General features: G+C 35.6%; 20 protein-coding genes. 3 read left to right on the top strand and 17 right to left on the bottom strand.

Translation table 11 applies throughout. The features are described from left to right. Window positions 1–111: 111 nt before the first annotated feature. The 3 genes from sdaAA to HMPREF3270_RS08750 are packed head-to-tail and all read right to left on the bottom strand — an operon-like array spanning window position 112 to window position 2,780. Window positions 112–1,002 carry an L-serine ammonia-lyase, iron-sulfur-dependent, subunit alpha gene (gene sdaAA / locus HMPREF3270_RS08760; RefSeq protein WP_002479815.1) on the bottom strand — a complete coding sequence of 297 codons (891 nt, stop codon included), beginning with the start codon at window positions 1,000–1,002 and terminating at the stop codon, window positions 112–114. A 13-nt stretch (window positions 1,003–1,015) separates the two neighbouring features. Then, window positions 1,016–1,693: an L-serine ammonia-lyase, iron-sulfur-dependent subunit beta gene (gene sdaAB, locus HMPREF3270_RS08755; RefSeq protein ID WP_002479816.1), complete on the bottom strand. Its 678-nt coding sequence runs from the start codon at window positions 1,691–1,693 to the stop codon at window positions 1,016–1,018. A gap of 43 nt (window positions 1,694–1,736) precedes the next feature. Then, complete coding sequence (locus tag HMPREF3270_RS08750; RefSeq protein WP_002479817.1) at window positions 1,737–2,780, bottom strand: PTS sugar transporter subunit IIC; 1,044 nt, start codon at window positions 2,778–2,780, stop codon at window positions 1,737–1,739. A 746-nt stretch (window positions 2,781–3,526) separates the two neighbouring features. On the opposite strand from HMPREF3270_RS08750, the gene HMPREF3270_RS08745 reads away from it, so the two are divergent. Beyond that, window positions 3,527–4,105 (top strand): prolipoprotein diacylglyceryl transferase, encoded by a 579-nt coding sequence (locus HMPREF3270_RS08745; protein ID WP_057509998.1) that lies wholly within the window; start codon window positions 3,527–3,529, stop codon window positions 4,103–4,105. A gap of 105 nt (window positions 4,106–4,210) precedes the next feature. Here the strand turns inward: HMPREF3270_RS08745 and HMPREF3270_RS08740 are convergent, their stop codons facing one another. Both HMPREF3270_RS08740 and HMPREF3270_RS08735 read right to left on the bottom strand, forming a co-directional pair. Continuing rightward, complete coding sequence (locus tag HMPREF3270_RS08740; protein WP_070847741.1) at window positions 4,211–5,245, bottom strand: LacI family DNA-binding transcriptional regulator; 1,035 nt, start codon at window positions 5,243–5,245, stop codon at window positions 4,211–4,213. Between the two features lie 51 nt (window positions 5,246–5,296). Then, window positions 5,297–6,064 (bottom strand): alpha/beta hydrolase, encoded by a 768-nt coding sequence (locus HMPREF3270_RS08735; RefSeq protein ID WP_002479820.1) that lies wholly within the window; start codon window positions 6,062–6,064, stop codon window positions 5,297–5,299. A gap of 190 nt (window positions 6,065–6,254) precedes the next feature. Here HMPREF3270_RS08735 and HMPREF3270_RS08730 point away from each other — a divergent pair, with 190 nt between their 5' ends. After that, window positions 6,255–7,280 carry a HoxN/HupN/NixA family nickel/cobalt transporter gene (locus tag HMPREF3270_RS08730; RefSeq protein WP_070847744.1) on the top strand — a complete coding sequence of 342 codons (1,026 nt, stop codon included), beginning with the start codon at window positions 6,255–6,257 and terminating at the stop codon, window positions 7,278–7,280. A 101-nt stretch (window positions 7,281–7,381) separates the two neighbouring features. Here HMPREF3270_RS08730 and HMPREF3270_RS08725 read toward each other — a convergent pair whose 3' ends face one another. The 12 genes from HMPREF3270_RS08725 to HMPREF3270_RS08670 form a co-directional block, all read right to left on the bottom strand. Beyond that, window positions 7,382–7,708, bottom strand: coding sequence for a branched-chain amino acid transporter permease (locus tag HMPREF3270_RS08725; RefSeq protein ID WP_023015108.1), 327 nt, complete (start codon window positions 7,706–7,708; stop codon window positions 7,382–7,384). Between the two features lies 1 nt (window position 7,709). Next, entirely contained in the window at window positions 7,710–8,414 is a 705-nt protein-coding gene (locus HMPREF3270_RS08720) for an AzlC family ABC transporter permease (protein ID WP_070847749.1), read from the bottom strand. 71 nt (window positions 8,415–8,485) lie between these two features. Then, complete coding sequence (locus tag HMPREF3270_RS08715) at window positions 8,486–8,884, bottom strand: acyl-CoA thioesterase (RefSeq protein WP_037557637.1); 399 nt, start codon at window positions 8,882–8,884, stop codon at window positions 8,486–8,488. Between the two features lie 72 nt (window positions 8,885–8,956). After that, complete coding sequence (locus tag HMPREF3270_RS08710) at window positions 8,957–9,517, bottom strand: GNAT family N-acetyltransferase (protein WP_070847751.1); 561 nt, start codon at window positions 9,515–9,517, stop codon at window positions 8,957–8,959. 156 nt (window positions 9,518–9,673) lie between these two features. Further along, the gene (locus HMPREF3270_RS08705) at window positions 9,674–11,416 is read right to left on the bottom strand and encodes a pyruvate oxidase (RefSeq protein WP_070847755.1); all 1,743 of its coding nucleotides are present in this window, start codon (window positions 11,414–11,416) and stop codon (window positions 9,674–9,676) included. Window positions 11,417–11,523: 107 nt separating this feature from the next. Next, window positions 11,524–12,210, bottom strand: a complete 687-nt coding sequence (locus tag HMPREF3270_RS08700) for an LrgB family protein (protein WP_002479827.1) — start codon at window positions 12,208–12,210, stop codon at window positions 11,524–11,526. Next, the gene (locus tag HMPREF3270_RS08695; protein ID WP_002479828.1) at window positions 12,207–12,593 is read right to left on the bottom strand and encodes a CidA/LrgA family protein; all 387 of its coding nucleotides are present in this window, start codon (window positions 12,591–12,593) and stop codon (window positions 12,207–12,209) included. Before HMPREF3270_RS08695 ends, HMPREF3270_RS08700 begins: the two co-directional genes overlap by 4 nt. 440 nt (window positions 12,594–13,033) lie before the next feature. Further along, the gene (locus HMPREF3270_RS08690; protein WP_070847766.1) at window positions 13,034–13,594 is read right to left on the bottom strand and encodes a YdhK family protein; all 561 of its coding nucleotides are present in this window, start codon (window positions 13,592–13,594) and stop codon (window positions 13,034–13,036) included. A 135-nt stretch (window positions 13,595–13,729) separates the two neighbouring features. Continuing rightward, a complete protein-coding gene (locus HMPREF3270_RS08685; RefSeq protein ID WP_070847757.1) occupies window positions 13,730–14,611 on the bottom strand; it encodes a cidABC operon transcriptional activator CidR in 882 nt (293 codons plus the stop codon). Between the two features lie 132 nt (window positions 14,612–14,743). Then, window positions 14,744–15,928, bottom strand: coding sequence for an ABC transporter permease (locus HMPREF3270_RS08680; RefSeq protein ID WP_070847760.1), 1,185 nt, complete (start codon window positions 15,926–15,928; stop codon window positions 14,744–14,746). Then, window positions 15,925–16,605, bottom strand: coding sequence for an ABC transporter ATP-binding protein (locus HMPREF3270_RS08675; RefSeq protein ID WP_002479832.1), 681 nt, complete (start codon window positions 16,603–16,605; stop codon window positions 15,925–15,927). Before HMPREF3270_RS08675 ends, HMPREF3270_RS08680 begins: the two co-directional genes overlap by 4 nt. Next, window positions 16,602–17,717, bottom strand: coding sequence for an efflux RND transporter periplasmic adaptor subunit (locus HMPREF3270_RS08670; protein WP_002479833.1), 1,116 nt, complete (start codon window positions 17,715–17,717; stop codon window positions 16,602–16,604). Before HMPREF3270_RS08670 ends, HMPREF3270_RS08675 begins: the two co-directional genes overlap by 4 nt. A gap of 259 nt (window positions 17,718–17,976) precedes the next feature. Between HMPREF3270_RS08670 and HMPREF3270_RS08665 the strand changes: the two genes are divergently transcribed. After that, window positions 17,977–18,594, top strand: a complete 618-nt coding sequence (locus tag HMPREF3270_RS08665; RefSeq protein ID WP_070847763.1) for a YIP1 family protein — start codon at window positions 17,977–17,979, stop codon at window positions 18,592–18,594. Window positions 18,595–18,642: the final 48 nt, after the last annotated feature.

The following is an 18,642-nucleotide window of genomic DNA, read 5'->3' as shown; positions in this document are numbered from 1 at the left end:
CAAGTTATAACGGTAGTTTGTCTACGGTCTGACACGCAACCTTTTTCAGGTTGCGTGTTTCTTGAATTTATCAATTTAACTTTTAATGAAATTTACATATTCATCAGGCAATTATGATTTAACTTGTGAGTCACCGAAGATTTTACGTTTGATTGCTTCACCTGTCGGTGTACCTGCTAAACCACCAAGACCAGTTTCACGTAATTCAGCTGGTAAGTTACGTCCAACTTTATCCATAGCTTCAATTACTTCATCTACTGGGATACGGCTTTCCACGCCAGCTAATGCTAAGTCAGCTGAGATTAATGCGTTACCTGAACCGATTGCGTTACGCATTACACATGGAATTTCTACTAAACCAGCAACTGGGTCACAAACTAGACCTAATAAGTTACTGATTGCGATAGCCATTGCTTGACCTGAAGCTTCTGGTTTACCGCCGAATGTTTCAACTGCAGCTGCTGCAGCAATCGCTGATGCTGAACCAACTTCAGCTTGGCAACCGCCTGTTGCGCCAGCAACACTTGCGTTGTTTGCTACAACACGGCCGAAGATAGCTGCTGTGAATAAGAAGTCCACCATTTGATCTTCAGTTAAGCCATGTGTTTTTTCTAATTTGAATAGTGTACCTGGAATTGTACCGGAGGAACCAGCTGTTGGAGTAGCACAAATGATACCCATTGCTGCGTTCACTTCGTTTGTCGCAACTGCACCCATAACGGCACTCATCATTTCATTACCTGAAAGCGCATGGTTGTTTTCGTTATAGTTTTTAATTTTAATTGCGTCTTGACCAGTATACCCTGTTACACTTTTAACGCCTTCGCCAGTTGTCCCTTTTTCAACTGCGTCGCGCATTACTTGTAAGTTTTGTCTCATTTGTTCACGGATTTCATCACGTGATTTCCCACTTAATTCTTTCTCTTCTTCAATCATAATTTCTGAGAATTTCATATCATGTTTATTCGCATAATCTATGATCTCTTTAATTGAATCAAACATACATTACACCTCTTTATTTTATATATGCAAAGTTTAAGTCGCTATATTTCTCTCTTAAATCGCTAAGTGCTTCTTCTGGTAAGGCTTTGTTTAAGTGTAAAGCCATTAAACAGCCATCTGGATTAATCGTTTTGATTTCTTCGTTGATGTCTGCACCGTGTTCGATTAAATCATTGATTAAATGGTTGATTGTCGCATTGTCAGTTGGTCCATCGATTTCTAATAATGGTAAGCCGTGGTTCATTAGAATACATTGACCATTGACGTTAATGCTTTTAATTTTAATAGTTCCGCCACCGATTGAGATTCCGTTCAATTCGATGTGACGATCACCTTGTTTTGCTTTAATTAATGCACAGTTAGGATGCTCTCCTAAACTTCTTCCTGTTTCTTCGATGAAACGAACATCGATACCATCGTTTTTAGCAATGTTTACTGCATTGCTGATACGTTCGTCGAAAGTGCTGAATCCTAGTAAGCCACCAACGATTGCAACGTCTGTACCGTGTCCTAAGTGTGTTTGTGCAAATGATTCATAATAATGAACTTCAATATCTTCAGGTTCTCCTTGAAGTACCATTCTTGCTGCGTTACCGATTTTTACTGCACCTGCAGTGTGTGAACTTGATGGTCCCATCATAACTGGACCGATTATATCAAATGCGCTTTGGTAATCATGTTTACGTGCCATAGCGTATTGTCATCTCCTTAATCTCTTTATAAGAAATGCTTAATTAATTTGCTTTTGACGGTTCTGCTTTGCCTTCAGGTAATTTGTCTGATAGTTTCTTGAAGTTGATTTTGCTCATAATCTTACCTAAAATCCAACCAAGGATAATTGCTGTCACGATAACAGCTGCGATAGTAATAAGTGATGGAATTGGTTTGTTAAATCCAAACAATACAATTGCACCAGCTATTGGTGTTGCCATTCCCGTTACATTAATAACTAAACCTGCAATCGTAACAATTGTCGCTGTAAACATACCGACTATGGCGTTTGCGCCGTAAAGTTGAATCGGATATTTTGCGATTGTATCGATTTGTGTTAAAGGTTCTACTGCAACTGCGAAGGCTTTACCTAAGCCGCCGATTTTAAGTGCTCTGAACATCATAAAGTTAACGAATGATGAACCTGTAGTTGTTAATGCACCGATAGCCATCGGAACACCTGTTAAACCAAGTAAACTTGTTAATACCATAGAACTTAATGGCGTCATACCTACCACCGGAATGATTAAGCCTAAAATAATTGCTAAAGCGTAAGGATTATTGTCACCAACTGCTGTAATCGCACCACCGATTTGTCTTAACACAGCCATTACTCCTGGTGAAATTAATCCGCCGATTCCGAATGCTAATGCCGGAGCGACTAAGATTACGACAATTAAGTCTAAGCCTTCTGGTACTTTTTTCTCGATCAATTTAATCAAGAAGCTCACTAAGTAAGCAGCGATAAATGCCGGTAATAATTTTTGATCATGTAAAACTAAACCAATGATAACTGCGAAGACTGGAGAGATTCCCAATTTCAAACCAGTTAAAATACCTACTGCAATACCACTTAAGCTTCCTGCTAAGTCTCCAATTCTTTGGAAGAATTCCAAGTGGAACACGCCACCGATCGCATAACTTAAGAATGCTTGCGGTAAAAATGTTGCACATGCTGCACCTGAAAGTGCTTGTAGCCCCTGTTTACCATAAGGAGCAAATTTTAAGAATAACGACATTGCTAGAAGGACTAGCAACAACGTCCCAGTTCCCAAAATAATATCCATGCCAAATGACCTCTTTTCCTACTATATATTTAATTTTCCTACCACCGACATCATACTACCTTTGATAAAGCGTTTTCAATACCTTTTGCAAACATTTTGTGAACAAATTGCGAATAATTTCACAAACTCTTTATTATGACTATTATTACTCTTTATTTTTAAATATAAAGAGTAATTATAATCATAACGTTTATAAAGTTGTCACAATTAGTTTAAACGATAGCAATTAATTTAAACACTTACCATTAATAAAAATAATCTTGTTAACCCTAAAACAACATTAAAAGACTCCCTTTAGACTTTTATTGTTATTTGTCTATACAAATTATTTTCCATTAGCAACTATAACACTTTAGTAAATAACTTTAAACCAACAAATTCGGGTGATTTTATCGGGTAAAAGCTAAAATGCTTGATACCGTAGGATTTTGAGCAATTTAATACCAAAAAAGTTCTAATATACTGAAAATTTACGAAGTTTATCCTTTTTTAAACTCAATTTTAAGTTAGCTTAATATTCCTATGCCATGCTTGAAGTGAAGAAATTGATGATAACGCCGAATCACTGCGGAAAGCAATACTATCCCATAAAGCCGTACACCAGAAATCTATCTCTCACATATCCGCATGTGTATATCAATTTTCTTCGTTGTCGTTTTGTCTGTTTCATCCGACAGTTTATACCTCATACTCATAACACCATGGATGACATGACACTTTCATTTTGAAATAGGAGTGTTGTTTTCATGCCTATGAAGTTAAGTAAAAAGAAAAGCTTGCTTCATGTTTCTACGCTAGCTTTAAGCGGTTTACTATTCTTTAATATGCCTGGAGTGATGAATGCTGCTGAAAGTCATGATTACGCAAATGAACAGTCCGCTGAATTATCCGCTTTGGTCGAAAATACTGATACTGCTCAAACAACTGAAACATTTATCCCTACATCGCATCCAACTGATGTGGCTCAAGCTGCTGATGTTGAACCCGATCCTTCCCTTGCAGAAAATGTTTCAAAGACAAATGTCGCAGATGCAGAAAGAAATCGTAAAGAAGCAGATACTGAGTCCACAACCTCAAAAGCAACAGCAGGACAAACCTATGCGCATCAAGCATCAGCAACAACTTCAAAAAGCGAAGATGCAGGCTCACACTATCAGGGTGAAACCGCATCATACGCTGACTTGCCAGAAACAGGACACGTTGACCATCCAGAATCGGGTGCTGTCATAGCCATTATTATGAGTATTGTTGTCTCTACTATTGCCCTTATTCACGTATGCAGACAAAATGCACGTTCAGTTGTCCCAAATCGAGATGACGTTTGATTGAAAAATCCCTAGTATATCATTTCTAAAATCCCTAAAAAACAGACTTAGAAACCTGTCTTTTCTCCCTTTCTTTAAGACATTGTTTCTAAGTCTGTTTATTTTTTATTCATTTTTAGATGAGTGCACACTAGAGTCTCTGACATTTAACTGTGCCATTAACCAATCTGATTGAATTTGTTCACTTTCTCCTTCAAAAAATTGTTTTAAGCGTGCAAAAATTGATGCGCCGATAGTTTCAGCATGAATACCTACAGCGGTTAATGATGGATAATGTACTTTATTCCAACTATTCTCTTCTAATGTAACAATTGCAACATCTTCAGGCACTTTTAATTCCTTTGTTTTAAGTGCTTGTAAAATACCAGACAACATCGCATGATTCGAAGCAATCAATGCAGTTGGATGATTTGATTGCGCAAAGAGTTGCTGGACGGTGTTATAGCCGTATTTTTCTGTAGCTTGTAAACTTAAATCAGTATATTGATATGAAATTAGTCGTTCATCCATTTGTTGTTCAAAATCTTCTAATGCTGCTTTATATCCCATTCTTGTATCAGCTGTTGCACTGGAAGCAGGATTACCTAAAATTAAAGCGATTGATTGATGGTTTTGTTTCAATAAATGTTCAGCAGCTTGATAGGCTATATCTTCATGATTTAACCCAATGTAAGGTATCTGTTCATCCTCAATTTGATTATCAATAATTACCATTGGAATGTCTCTCCAACGTTTTGAAATACGCATTTGTGCTGAAACTGGCGAAACAATAATACCATCTACTTGTTGTGATACAAACCAATCAATCAGTTCATCTTGACGTTGTACTTGTTCATTAGATGCCATCGCAATAATTCGAATAGACTCTGAACCTTGTTGATGCTCAATCGCATCAATGACAGAGGCATAGTAAGCATCGTGTCTCGGTATAATAAATGCGATTGTTTTAATACTTTCTCCGCGTAAAGATTGAATATATCGACTCGGTTCATAGCCTAACATTTCTAATGCTTCCACTACACGTGCACGTGCTTGATCATTAGAAACATGCTTTTTATCTTCTAATATTTGATTGACCGTCGCAATCGACAAGCCAGAAATTCTCGCAATATCATGTAAGGTCGGTTGTGTTTTCTTCATTTTCTTTCAAACTCCTTGAATCAGTTGAATTGTTGTTTATTCTTGGTGTGCTTACTTATCAATGTTCTCCATAGATAATTCAAAATCTAACCAATTTACAATATCTGATAATAACATACCGCGATATGAACTTACATTTAATAACTCATGATCTAACCCGTCATAAATTCTTAATGATTTATGTGTGGTTTTAGCTTCTTTGAAGAATTGGATTGCATCATCAGAACTTACAATGCGGTCACTGCCACCATGCATAATCAACACTTTGTCTTCAAACTTAGAAAATTCGATATCCATATCTCGGACCGCTTCTCTAAATGCTTTGATTCTTTTATGTTTCTCAATATCCGCTTCTTCATCCTGATTTTCTATTTCTGCTGAATGATCCACCACATCATCACGAAAGACAGGTTGCCCCGTTGGAGACAAACCACCTGCAGAAATATAACCGTGCACTGCATTCGGATAACGTATACCAAATAATGTCGCTATTGTACCGCCTACACCATGGCCTAAAATAAATATTTTTCCTGTCAATTGTGCTTTAACATAATCTACAACAGCCTTTAAATCTTCTACGACGATATCTACATGTTCATAAAGATTTTTGTCACCAGGAGTTTTACCATGACCTCGTTGATCATAACGAATGACATTATAATCATATTCATTAAATGTTGAAGCCACACCATCATAGTCATCTAATTCTTCTGACAATCCTTGTACAATAATCAAATTAGCCATTGGCTGTTCACCTAACGTAATTTTACTGTAGAGATTCACACCATCAAAAGATGAAATATAATCAATATCTGACACAGATAAAAACCTCTCTTTCACTATATATCCTTATTTTCACTTACCCTATGCAGACTTGAAAATCACTTTTTCAATACAATAGCTCCATTCTCTTTTAGTTATTTACTTACTTGTTTATTCGTATTAAAATAATAGAGTTCTTTCATAGTTAATTTATTATATTGACTAAATTATAAAATGCAGAAAGCAGATGACGCTATTGAACATCAGGACTACTCATATTAAAGATATGCTTCCTTATTTAATCATTATTATATTATTGCACCTGATAGGTGTTACTTGTTTATGGATGGGTGCACATACACACCCTATTTTATTCGGAATGGGTATCTTAGCATATACACTAGGTTTACGTCATGCATTTGATGCTGACCACATTGCAGCTATTGATAATACAGTTCGCAAACTGATGCAAGAAAAACAAAATCCGTCAGGTGTTGGCTTCTATTTTTCTATCGGCCATTCCAGCGTAGTTTTTATCATGGCACTTTTATTAGGTGTTTCAGTATCATGGGCACAGCGACAGATGCCCCTCTTTCAAGCTATAGGTGGAATCATCGGAACGATGGTTTCTGGTCTGTTTCTACTACTAATTGGTATTTTGAACTTAATTATCTTAGTGTCATTGATTCGTTTATTTATGCGTTTACGCTTTGAACAAGTTTCTGACGATGAACTGGATCAATTGTTAGCTTCTAGAGGGCTTATTCAACGATTTGTTGGTCCTTATTTTAAATTCATCAACAGAAGTTGGCACGTTTTACCATTAGGTTTCCTATTTGGATTAGGCTTTGATACTGCAAGTGAGATTGCTTTGCTTGCATTATCATCTGGAGCTGCTGAACAGTCATTGCCTTTTGCTGGCATTATCGCACTTCCATTATTATTTGTGGCAGGCATGAGTTTATTAGATACACTAGATGGCGCGCTCATGAAGTCTGCTTATCACTGGGCATTTCTAAAACCAGTTCGTAAAATTTATTACAATATTACCATTACCGCCATCTCCGTCATAGCTGCGTTGATAATCGGTACTGTAGAAATACTACAAATGATTGGCGAACATTTTAAATTGCACAGTCCTTTTTGGGATGAAGTTGCATCAATTGAATTTAATCATTTAGGTTATCTGCTCGTTGGCGTGTTCTTATTGTTTTGGTTAGTATCTGTGATTATTTGGAAACTTAATCACTTTGAAGAACAACAGTTGCGATAGTATTCAAAACTTTTCTTACCATAACAATTCCTTACATTCATCTAAAATAAAGCAATCCTTACATTTCACTTTAAAAATTAAGTAAATGTAAGGATTGCTTTTTAAAATACAAATTGAACTAATATCATATAAGCGATTGTACCACCCGCAATTGAAATCAACATATTACGTTTAATCACATGCAAGATAATAATCACTAAAATCGCCATCAACTCTGGCAGCCCATGATTGCCAGTTAAGATAGGCGTTTTACGTAACGCATAAACGACTAAGAAACCAAATACCGCTGCAGGAAGTACAGCGCCTAAATATTGTACAAACTTTGGTGTTTCTTTATCTTTAGAAAAGATTAAAAACGGCAAGAAGCGTGTCAACATCGTTCCAATCACAACAACCGCAATCGTTAAAATTTGTTGGGTTAAGGTCATATTAAGCCACACCCTTTCTTGCGAAATATCCTCTGAGGATAGTCAATGCGAGCACAATTAAAATCATTGAAGGTAAGATGAATTGATTAGGTCCGAAGATGACCAAACAAATTATAGGGATAGCCAACCCAATTAATGAACTTACATGATTCTTTTCTTTCAACCAAGACTCTAAAAAGATTACAACGAAAAGAGCGACCATCACAAAATCTAAGCCTTTTGTATCAAACTTAATAAAGACACCGAACAGACTTCCGATTGTCGTACCGAAAAACCAATAAAATTGATTTAACAATGTGACATAGAACATAAATAAGGTCTTATCGACATTTTTAGGTACATTCGCCATATTATTAATTACGAAGGTTTCATCACACATCCCCAAAATTAAGTATGGCTTATATTTTCCTGTCCCTTTAAATCGGTCCAACATGGAAATACCATAAAATAAGTGTCTGGAATTCAGCATAAGTGTCAATACGAAGACACTTAATGGATTAAATGGAACTAATAATAAACTTCCGGCCACAAATTCCATGGATCCTGCAAAAATCAACAAACTCATCAGCATCGCATAAATTGGTGGGAATCCTAATGAATGCATATAAATACCATAAGCAATACCAATAAATGAAAACCCTGCAAAAATTGGAATTGTTTGAGGAAATGCTGCTTTTATAGCTTTTAAATGCGGATGTTCAGTCATGACTATCAATCCTCTTTCTATGTATATGAAAATCTTCGAAAAACATTCATTTTCCGAAGATTTAATGTAGCTTATAAAACTCTGAAAGCATCAGGTACTGGTACTACTTTTTGTTCAACAATATTGTAGAACCCGCCATACTGCATACCTTGGCAATGGATTTGATTACCTGTACTGATTTCAAATTCAAACACCCATTTTAAACGACTGATTTTCGTTAACCAGCATTTGCCAACGGGTTTGTCGTGAATAGTAAGTGGTATCTTATAATCAATTTCAGTATGCATAAGTATAGGTGAAATATTTTGTTTCAACATTTCAGAAGGGGTTAGATGCTTATTTACAAATATTGTTCTTAAATCTTCAAACCAACGGACATAGACAATATTGCTGACGATACCCATCGCATCAATATCATAGCCGTTTACTTCAATTTCTGTTTCTGCCACTAATTTACGTTCGCTCAACACCAACAACTCCTATCTTTCTTTATAACATCAGTATAACAACGTTTTTATAAAGTTGATAAGTGTTATCTTAATTTACAATGAAGTTTCTGTATTGAATTCATGTTTCAGCAAAGCGTATCTATGAAAGTCTTCAAATTGTCCACGTTCAAATGACTCATCTTTATCCGTTCCAACAAAACGGAAGTTTGCACGTTCTGCGACTTTTTGACTGACTTTGTTTTTAGTGTTGATGTGCAGCGATAACTTATTTAAATCCAAAGTATTGAATGCAAAATCACAGATTTTATGTAGGCAACGGGCAATGATTCCTAAGCCATTATACTTACTCTGCAACCAATATCCTACAAAAGCTTTTTTATTTTCTAAATCAATTTGCTGTATATCAATAGTGCCAACTACTTGGTCTCGATAGTAAATCACAAAAAGGCGATGTTCACCTGCAGCCTGTTTCTTCAACATTAACTTAATGAAGTTGAGTTCATCTTCCACCGTTAATGTATGATCAATGAACGGTAAATACGTTGAAAGAAATGCTCTATCTTGTTCAATCACTTGAAATAAAGGTTCAGCCATGAATGTTTCAGGTTGTGCTAACTTTATGTCTTCATCTACTGGAAAATAAAAAAAGTCCACATGTATCGCCTGCTTTCGCTCTATGTATTTTTTCATGAATAACTAGAGTATAGTGGAGTTGACAGAATATTTCAATATCAATTCGATGTAAAAAAAGACGAGTAATGCAAAATGCACTACTCGTCGAAATTGAGTATTCAGTTCATTTCTTAAATATTATAAGAAACGTTTAGCTGCTACTGAAAGTGGTGGGATTTCATCAAAGTCTAATTTTTTATCTTCAGTAATAGATCTGTATGCCCATTTAGCATAGTTGATTGCTTCATCCGGTACAATTTTACCTGGAAGTGGTGCAGCGTTCGCATCAACATGTACGTTTACGATTGTTGGTCTGTTTTCATTTAATGCAGCTTCAACAACAGTATCGATGTCTGCTGGATCTTCTAATGTGTAACCAGCACCGCCGCATGCTTCAGCGAATTTAGCAACATCCATATCTGAGAAGTCGATTACATATTCTAATTCACCAGCTGCTTGTTGTTCGTATTTGATGAACGCTAATTGTTTGTTGTTCAATACGAAGATAACCATTGGCATGTTATATTGAACAGCTGTTGCGAAGTCTTGCATTACCATTTGGAAACCACCGTCACCAGCGATACCGATAACTTGACGGTTAGGGAATGCTACGTTAGATGCAATTGCACCTGGTAACGCGCAACCCATTGTACCTAACCAACTAGAAATAATGAATTCGTTACTTGGTTTAAGGTTTAGGTAACGTGTTGACCATACTGTTGAAGTACCAACATCAATTGAGAATACAGCGTCATTGTCTGCTTCTCTGTTGATAGCTTGCATCAAGTGTTCTGGACGGATTGGATAAGAATCATTGTTAAGGTCTTTTTCCATCCATTCTTTCCAAGTAGCCATGTTATCTAATGCTTCTTTTAAGAATTTACGATTTTTAACTGGTTTAACAAGGTTTGTTAATTCAGTTAACGCGATTTTAGCGTCACCGATAATTCCAGCATTTACTTTGAAACGGTGACCGATTGCACTTGGATCAATGTCGATTTGAACGGCTTTGATATTTTTCTTAGGAAGGTAGTCAACATATGGATAGTTTGTACCTACCATGATTAATAAGTCAGCATTTTGCATTGCTTGATATGCAGGTTTTGTACCGATTTTACCGATGTTACCTAAGTTATATGGGTGGTCATCTGGAATGATTGTTTTAGCTGGTAAAGTGATGATTGTAGGGATTTGTGCTTTATTGATTAAAGCTTCTACTTCAGGTCCAGCATGTTTTGCACCAGTACCCATTAACATTACAGGTTTTTTAGCTTTATTAATTAATTTTGCAGCTTTTTTAATTTTAGCTGTGTTTGGTGCTGGGATTGTTGGGCGTTTTTTGTTTACAACTTTATTAGTTGTATCTTTAACTTTGTTAGTTAATAAGTTGTTAGGCAAGATTAAAGTTGCCACACCTTTTTTCTCGTAAGCTGTTTTAATAGCTTCGTTTACGATACCAAAGATATCGTCATCTTTTTCTGAGATTTGACGGTTGTATACTGAAACATCTTCACATAATGATAATAAATTTGTTTCTTGGAAAGCTTTAGTACCAAGTACAGTACTATTAGATTGACCTACTAGCACTAATTGAGGAACGCCATCCATTTTAGCGTCATACATACCATTTAATAAGTGAATCGCACCTGGACCACCGATTGCTAATGATACGCCGATTTTACCAGTAAGTTTTGTGTAAGCTGAAGCTGCTAAGCTTCCTACTTCTTCATGACGAACATGATAGAATTTAATTTGTTCACTTACTGTACGTAAACTATCAACTACTGCGTCGATAGAGTCGCCTGGGATACCATATAAGTGATCAATATCCCATTGTAGTAAAGCTTCTACAAGTGCTTGATTTGCTTTAATTTTTGCCATTTTAAAAATAGCCCCTTTCTATTCATTAAAAAAGTAACTGTATTCAAACTACCCTTTAGTTAGTGTTTGATGCTGCGTTATGCAAAGTGTGTCTATATATTCTAATGCTAATAAAAAAGAATAATCAGGATTGGTAACAACACTGAACTGATGACTGCAGTCAGAATCATACCAATTGAACTGAATGCACCTGATTCTAAATCTAATTCTAAGGCTTTTGCTGTTCCGAACGCATGTGATGCATTTCCAAATGCAAGCCCTTTTGCAATGGAAGTTCTAAAGTTCCCCATACGCAACAGCAATGAGCCGAGCATACTGCCGATTAAGCCAGTGGTAATAATAAATAGTACTGTAATTGTATCTGCACCGCCCATTTGGTGAGATACTTGGATACCAACCGCTGCTGTGATGGAACGCGGTAATAATGTGACAATTTCTTCTTTATTGAAGCCTAAAATCTTCAACGACGAATAAACTAACACAAAATTGAGTAATACGCCAGTCAATACGCTTGTAAAAATAATATTGAAGTTTTCAAATATTTTATGGCGATTGATATAAAGCGGATAAGCTAAGCAAACAACCGTACAGCTCAGCAAGTAATTAATTAAATGGCCGCCTGCCATGTAAGAATTATAATTCTGACGGAACAACAATAACACGATTATAATTCCAATTGAAGCAACTAGGGCTGGATTTAAGAATGGGCTAGGAAATCTCTTGTGCAGCTTCTTCGCTGCAAGATACATAACCACTGTCAGTACTATCATTATGATGTCTTTTAAAATAATCATGATGTGTGACTCCCCTTACCACCATGTTGTCTTCTGGCCATCTTCTCAGCAATTAGCCCAGAGACGTAAGCGACAGCTATTGTTCCGAGAATGATGACGCCGAAGAACAAAATAAAGTTGAGGTGTATGTCACCTATGATATCCATTACACCAACGACGGAAGGGATAAAGAAAAACACCATCGTTGTTAGCAAGAAGTTGGAACCCGCTTCGACCCATTTGACAGGTATAATTTTAAATTGTAATAGTAGGAAAAAGAGTCCTAGGCCGACGATACTTCCAGCTAATGGAATATGCAAAAGGTGCTGAAGGGTGTTGCCTAAATACGTGATGCCCATAATCAAGATAATTTGGAAGATAATCTTTAAAACCTTCGATGTCATAAGCTAACACCTTTCCTTAAAAATAAGCGTATAAATGGTCATTTCCAAATCGATTCTGGTGTCTGAATCTAGTGTCCATCACTATTTATACACATTCTTTTGACTTACATTCCTTATTCTATGACAATTCTGTGTATAATAAAAATATCGATTTTAGATACTACCTATTACTTTTTTCTATGAAAGCGATAACATCGATTACTTTTCTTCCAAATACGAACTTTTGTTACCATCAATCTTGTTCCATAACGTATATACCCCTTTCTGACAGTCTTAACAATAAATTTAAAAGCACACAAAAACAGCTGTTCATTTTACCGAACAACTGTCTTGCTTTAGAAATGAAAGCATTGAAAATACCGTTAAATATAATTGTATGATCTGTGCAACCTCTTAAACATTCGCTTTATACCCCATTATGACATTCTAGTGAACTTTACTTATCTTGGTGACAATTCATCTTCAGTCATCCACATATGATTCTTAACCATCTTGCCATTATCTTTATCTTTATAGTCCACTGTATAAACTGTTGTTTTTTCTACTTTATCGATTGTTGCTTTCGCACCTTTCATACCCTTCATATGATTCGCTTTCAAAGTAACAGTGTCCCCTTTTTTGAAACCTTCTTTCGGTGCATTTTCTATTTCCTCATTCACGACCCATTTGTGATGAGAAACTTTTTTACCGCCATCAGTTGGTTGATAGCTGACTTCGTACACACATGTATTATAAGCGCCTTTAACTTTACCGTCAGCATTCATCATGCCTGGCATGTGGCCTTCTTTTAATCTAACATCATCCCCCTCATCAAACTGACTGTGACGTGCATGATGCATATGTTCAGGCATTTGACCATGATGATGCCCCATGTGATGTTCTCCCTCTTTTGAAGTCTGTTTATCTTGTGTTGTATTTTGAGCATTTTGACTTGAGGTTTGTGTGTCCTCTTGATCATTTGAACAAGCAGTAAGTATCAGAGACGACGTTAACATAACCATTCCGATTCTTTTCAACGTACCTTTCACCCTTTCTTTACTCCCACATTTATCATATACCCCCTTTAGGTATATTACAATCTAATAAAAATAGGACGCCCTTATGTTGTCGCAAAAAGTGACGTCCTTTGTCTAGTTTTATATAGTTAATGATGATTTCATGTAATCAATATATTCTCTTGTCGCATAGTTGATATACTTTTCTTTTTTCCAAATCACACCTAGTTGCCATCTCATAGAAGCATCATTAATTTTCGCACTATGAATAGGCCCACGCAGCATTTTCACAATGTTTTCTGGTAGGATACTGACTCCTAATCCAGCTGTTAATAAGTTTTCGATAAAGTTCCATTGCGAAATTTTGGAAATAGTCTTAGGCACAAAACCAGAACGTTTAGCTGTTTCTATAATTTTATCGTTTAAATAGAAATCTTCATTAAACAATATAAAATCTTCATTTGCTAACTCATGCATTTCTACCATTTCACGTCCAGCGAATGGATGTGTTTCACTAACAACCAACAAAATATCCTCTGTATAAAGTGGAATAGATTCAAAGATAGCACTGTCTACAGGCAAAGTTGTAATGCCAATGTCAATTTCATTATTGATGATTTGAGATTCTAATGCCTTCCCGCCATCCTCTACCAAATTGTACGTAATATTTGGATACATTTGATGGAAATTACCTAGTGTATCAATGAATTTATTCATGTTCATGACAGCTGATAATCCAATACTGATATGACCCGCTTCAAGTCCCTTTAACTGATTCACTTCTTTAGGCAGGTTCTCAAACAAATTCATAATTTCCAATGATTTCTTATAGAAAATCTCTCCGCTGTCTGTCAAAGTTAAATGACGTTTACTACGATCAAATAACGCACTGCCCAGTTCGTTTTCTAAATCTTTGATTGCTTTGCTGATTGTGGGCTGTGCAATATAAAGTTCTTTAGAGGCATTTGTCATACCGCCATATTGTACAACTGCAATAAAATATCCCATTTGTTTAATATCCATGTTTGTGCCCCTTCTCTTTTTACAATTTCTTTCTTTTCACATATACCACTATTTTATAATATCAACTGCTGAAGTGCTATATATCCAGAAAAACAGACCAGAGAACTTTTCAACTCTCGGTCTGCTTTCTTTTTATTTAATAATATCAATCAATTCTTTTTTAGCTGCTGCACGTGCTGGTATCCAACCGAATATAATACCAATTAAAGTTGATACACCCACTGCGAGTAAAACAGATCCTAAGCTTACAGCACTCTTGATATAATCAGGTGTGACTACATCGACAAGCAAAGCAATTCCGATACCTAATAATAATCCGATAATGCCACCTATTAAACAAAGTACGACACTTTCAACTAAGAATTGTATCTCAATATCTCTTGCTTTAGCACCGAACGCGCGACGTATTGCGATTTCTTCTGAACGCTCCGCAACGGAAATGTACATCACATTCATCACACCAATACCTGCAATGAATAGAGATATACCTGCGACTGCTGCTACAAAGTACGTAATTCCATCAAATATTTTACTGATGCCTTTCATCATTTCTTCCATATCTGAATATTGATAACTACCTGCTGCTTGGCCGCTTCCTTTTTTCGATAACACCTTTGCGACACGTTCACCTACTTCTTTTTTGTTATAACCATCTTCGATCTTAACTTCTAACTGTGCAAAATCTTGCGTTAGATTAGGTAAATAATGTTCAAGCGTTTGTGTCGGCATATGTACGACATTATTTTCAAAGCCATCACCCGTGGTTATACCGACAATCTTAAATCCTTGTCCATTAATAAATAGTGATTGTCCAACTGCTTTTTTAGGTTTATCAAATAAATCCTCAGCTAATTTCTTATCAATGGTTACAACTTTGTTTTCAATCGCATTATCACCTTGATTAAAACCGTGACCTTCATCTACATTGCTAAATTGGTCCTTCACGTAAATATTTGCATTGCCATTTTTACGTGAATTCGTCACTTTAGCTGTAAATGCTTGATCTTTATCTTTTTTAATCTGTGCTTTTTCTACTCCTTTTTCTCTTTCCGCTAATTGAATATCACTAGGTGCAAAAGGCTCTGTTTTTATATCAGCATCCGTAGACTGCATAAAGCTAATAAGCGCAGCATCTTTAGACGCACCTGAATCTGAAAACTGTTCATTTGCGGTCTTTTTGAATCCATTTCCTAAAGCCATGATAGTAATCACAGCCGCAATACCAATAATAATCCCAATCATCGTGAAGATATTACGCCGCTTATTTTTCATGATTGAACGTAGTGAAACAATGAGTATATTAGATAATCGACTCATTTTATCACCTCTTCTTCCTGAATGCGCCCATCCAAGATGTGGAAGATGCGATCTGCTTTTTCAGCTACTGCTCTATCATGTGTCACCATAATCATCGTTGTCTCTTGTTCTTGATTCAGACGTATAAATAATTCCATTATATCTTCTGAAGTTTTTGAGTCGAGTGCACCCGTAGGTTCATCTGCGATAATAAACTTTGGTTGATTCACTATGGAACGCGCAATTGCCACCCGTTGTTGTTGACCGCCAGATAATTTATTTGGCACAAAATTTTCTTTATCGTAGAGCCCGACATTATGCAGTGTATTTAAAACACGCTGCTTTCGTTCTTGACTTCCGATACCTGCATAAACTAAAGGAATACTTACATTTTCTAGCACTGTGTTATTTTGTATCAATTTAAAATTTTGAAAGACAAAACCTACAACTTGGTTTCTAATTTCAGCTAATTGATTATCCGAACTCTTTTTATAATTGTTGTTATTAAATAAGTATTCGCCCTCATAGCCTCTATCAATGAAACCTATGATATTAATCAACGTACTTTTACCTGAACCAGAAGGTCCCATAATTGCGATAAACTCGCCCTTTTTTATTTCCAGGGAAATATCCTTTAAGATATGATTCACTTTATCTCCATTTTTAAAAGAACGATTGATGTTTTCTAACTTAATCATTCTTTCACCTCAATCTTATCTCCCTCTTTTAGAGATGATTTAGGATTTTGAACTAAACGTTCTCCTTCTTTCAATCCTGACTTAACGTAAATAGAACCCTCTTTCTTTTCTACTTTGATTTTACGTTTTTCAATTTTATTTTCTTTATTTAGAACATAAACTGTATTATCTTTGTCCAATACATTTTGAGGAATTTTAATTTTGTCAGTAGCGACAGAAGCATCTAGTGATAAACCTGCACGTACTGGAGAAGATAAATGACCAATAAGCACTTTATATTTCGAAGCATCGTTTGAGCTGTCTTTACCTGATACATCATTCATAACAGGATTCGAAGCTTGTCCTGCTCCTTCTTCTTCAGAAGCACCTGCAGCAGAAGCACCACTCATCGCATTTTCATTCAGACTGTCTTCATAACTTGTTGGAAGTTCAGATATCTTTATAACTTCACCTGTCCCTTTGTCACCTGTGCTGTTGACCTTATATTCAATTTTTTGTCCTTCTTTAATTTTATTCAAATCATATTCAGTTACTGTTGTTTTGATTTGCGGATCTTTTGAAATTAATTGAAGAATCGTTTCACCTTCATTAGGATAATCCTCTTGCATAATTTCTATCTTTCCTGGGAAAGCCGCAAATAAGCTATCGTTAATTTGTTGATCAAATTGATTTAATGATTGATTCGCTTTATTTAAGTTTGCTTGTGCTTCTGATAGTTGTTCGTTGGCTTGCTCATCATTTGGTGCACGATTGACACTTTCTTGCGCTTTTTGTCTTGCACGTTCTGATTGGTTCACTTTATCAAGTAAGCTTTGACGTTGATTCTGGCTCGTATCATAGCTGATAATTTGTTGACCTTTTTCAACATCTTGACCATTTGAAACAGTAGTATTGATATAAGTACCGATAGTTGAATTATTTTGGTAAGACTTCACTGTTTCTGGAGAAGCTTTACCTTGCATAGTTAGCGGACTTTCTTTTTTAGCTTTATAGACACTATATGTATTTTCCTTATTTGATGTGCCTTCAGCATTTTTAACAATGATTGCGATAATAAATAATAGTAGAATTGCCGCAATGATTGAAATTATCCATGTCATTTTCTTTTTCACACTAATCCTCTCTCCTAACGATTAATTTTAAACTCACAATTGCATAATATCACAACTTAAAAATAAATGAATACCTTTACATTAATAAAGTTAGATATTTATAATCTTTAAAGTTGTCTACTAATTTAAGCAACGCTCATTAACAATGAAATCAAATGATTAAAACATCAATAAAAAATTTTATCATTTTTAGAAAAACCATTTATTAAAATTAATGACTATGATACGCTCTTAATAAATCTTACATAAGGAGTAGCATATGGAAAATTCTAACTTACTGCTAGGGGATTCCTTTAGCAAATTCAGAGAACGTCCAAAATGGATACTTAATTTAATTATTTGGATTGTCGTAGTTATTAGTTCACTATGGTTGACTTTCGCTTTTAGTGATTGGACAGAACTCATGAAACAAACCAACCCAAATATGAATCAAGCACAAGTTGAACAAGCTAGATCGTTTATGGGACCAGTCACTGTTATTGGAGGCCTCTTCTCACAACTTTTCTATTTACTTATCGCATTTTTAATCGTATGGGCAATTGCGCGTATTTTCAAATCTAATGTGAAAAAGAAAAGCATTTTTGCGGGAACATTATTTGCGCTGTTAATCAGCTCATTAGTAGCACTGATTGTCTTAGTGATTCAAGTGATTGTTGGTTTAGATATTGTGAAAATTTCGATCACAAGCTTGAATATATTTGACCCAGGTAATAAAGTACTTAGCGTATTTAACTTACAGACTTTACTTTCTGGTTATTTATTGAGTGTTTTACTGTATAAAACTTGTAAGTTATCAGGAAAAGTTTCTATTATTTTTGGTGTTGCATTAGTCATTATTTCAATCGGATTCGGATTGCTTGGCGCATCCATTCAATAATATAGCTAATGAACAAGGGGCTGGGACATAAATACAGTCCAAAATAAA

This window comes from Staphylococcus sp. HMSC65H10 (genome assembly GCF_001839185.1).
Classification (GTDB): domain Bacteria; phylum Bacillota; class Bacilli; order Staphylococcales; family Staphylococcaceae; genus Staphylococcus; species Staphylococcus simulans.
Note: the sequence above shows the minus strand (reverse complement) of the source record. Positions and strands in the feature narration are given on the sequence as shown.

Excerpts from the sequence above, each read along its gene's own strand:
- sdaAA (WP_002479815.1), bottom strand. The coding sequence starts at position 1,002 with ATGTTTGATTCAATTAAAGAGATCATAGATTATGCGAATAAACATGAT.
- sdaAB (WP_002479816.1), bottom strand. The coding sequence starts at position 1,693 with ATGGCACGTAAACATGATTACCAAAGCGCATTTGATATAATCGGTCCA.
- HMPREF3270_RS08750 (WP_002479817.1), bottom strand. The coding sequence starts at position 2,780 with ATGGATATTATTTTGGGAACTGGGACGTTGTTGCTAGTCCTTCTAGCA.
- HMPREF3270_RS08745 (WP_057509998.1), top strand. The coding sequence starts at position 3,527 with ATGCCTATGAAGTTAAGTAAAAAGAAAAGCTTGCTTCATGTTTCTACG.
- HMPREF3270_RS08740 (WP_070847741.1), bottom strand. The coding sequence starts at position 5,245 with ATGAAGAAAACACAACCGACCTTACATGATATTGCGAGAATTTCTGGC.
- HMPREF3270_RS08730 (WP_070847744.1), top strand. The coding sequence starts at position 6,255 with ATGACGCTATTGAACATCAGGACTACTCATATTAAAGATATGCTTCCT.
- HMPREF3270_RS08725 (WP_023015108.1), bottom strand. The coding sequence starts at position 7,708 with ATGACCTTAACCCAACAAATTTTAACGATTGCGGTTGTTGTGATTGGA.
- HMPREF3270_RS08720 (WP_070847749.1), bottom strand. The coding sequence starts at position 8,414 with ATGACTGAACATCCGCATTTAAAAGCTATAAAAGCAGCATTTCCTCAA.
- HMPREF3270_RS08705 (WP_070847755.1), bottom strand. The coding sequence starts at position 11,416 with ATGGCAAAAATTAAAGCAAATCAAGCACTTGTAGAAGCTTTACTACAA.
- HMPREF3270_RS08700 (WP_002479827.1), bottom strand. The coding sequence starts at position 12,210 with ATGATTATTTTAAAAGACATCATAATGATAGTACTGACAGTGGTTATG.
- HMPREF3270_RS08695 (WP_002479828.1), bottom strand. The coding sequence starts at position 12,593 with ATGACATCGAAGGTTTTAAAGATTATCTTCCAAATTATCTTGATTATG.
- HMPREF3270_RS08690 (WP_070847766.1), bottom strand. The coding sequence starts at position 13,594 with ATGGTTATGTTAACGTCGTCTCTGATACTTACTGCTTGTTCAAATGAT.
- HMPREF3270_RS08685 (WP_070847757.1), bottom strand. The coding sequence starts at position 14,611 with ATGGATATTAAACAAATGGGATATTTTATTGCAGTTGTACAATATGGC.
- HMPREF3270_RS08680 (WP_070847760.1), bottom strand. The coding sequence starts at position 15,928 with ATGAGTCGATTATCTAATATACTCATTGTTTCACTACGTTCAATCATG.
- HMPREF3270_RS08675 (WP_002479832.1), bottom strand. The coding sequence starts at position 16,605 with ATGATTAAGTTAGAAAACATCAATCGTTCTTTTAAAAATGGAGATAAA.
- HMPREF3270_RS08665 (WP_070847763.1), top strand. The coding sequence starts at position 17,977 with ATGGAAAATTCTAACTTACTGCTAGGGGATTCCTTTAGCAAATTCAGA.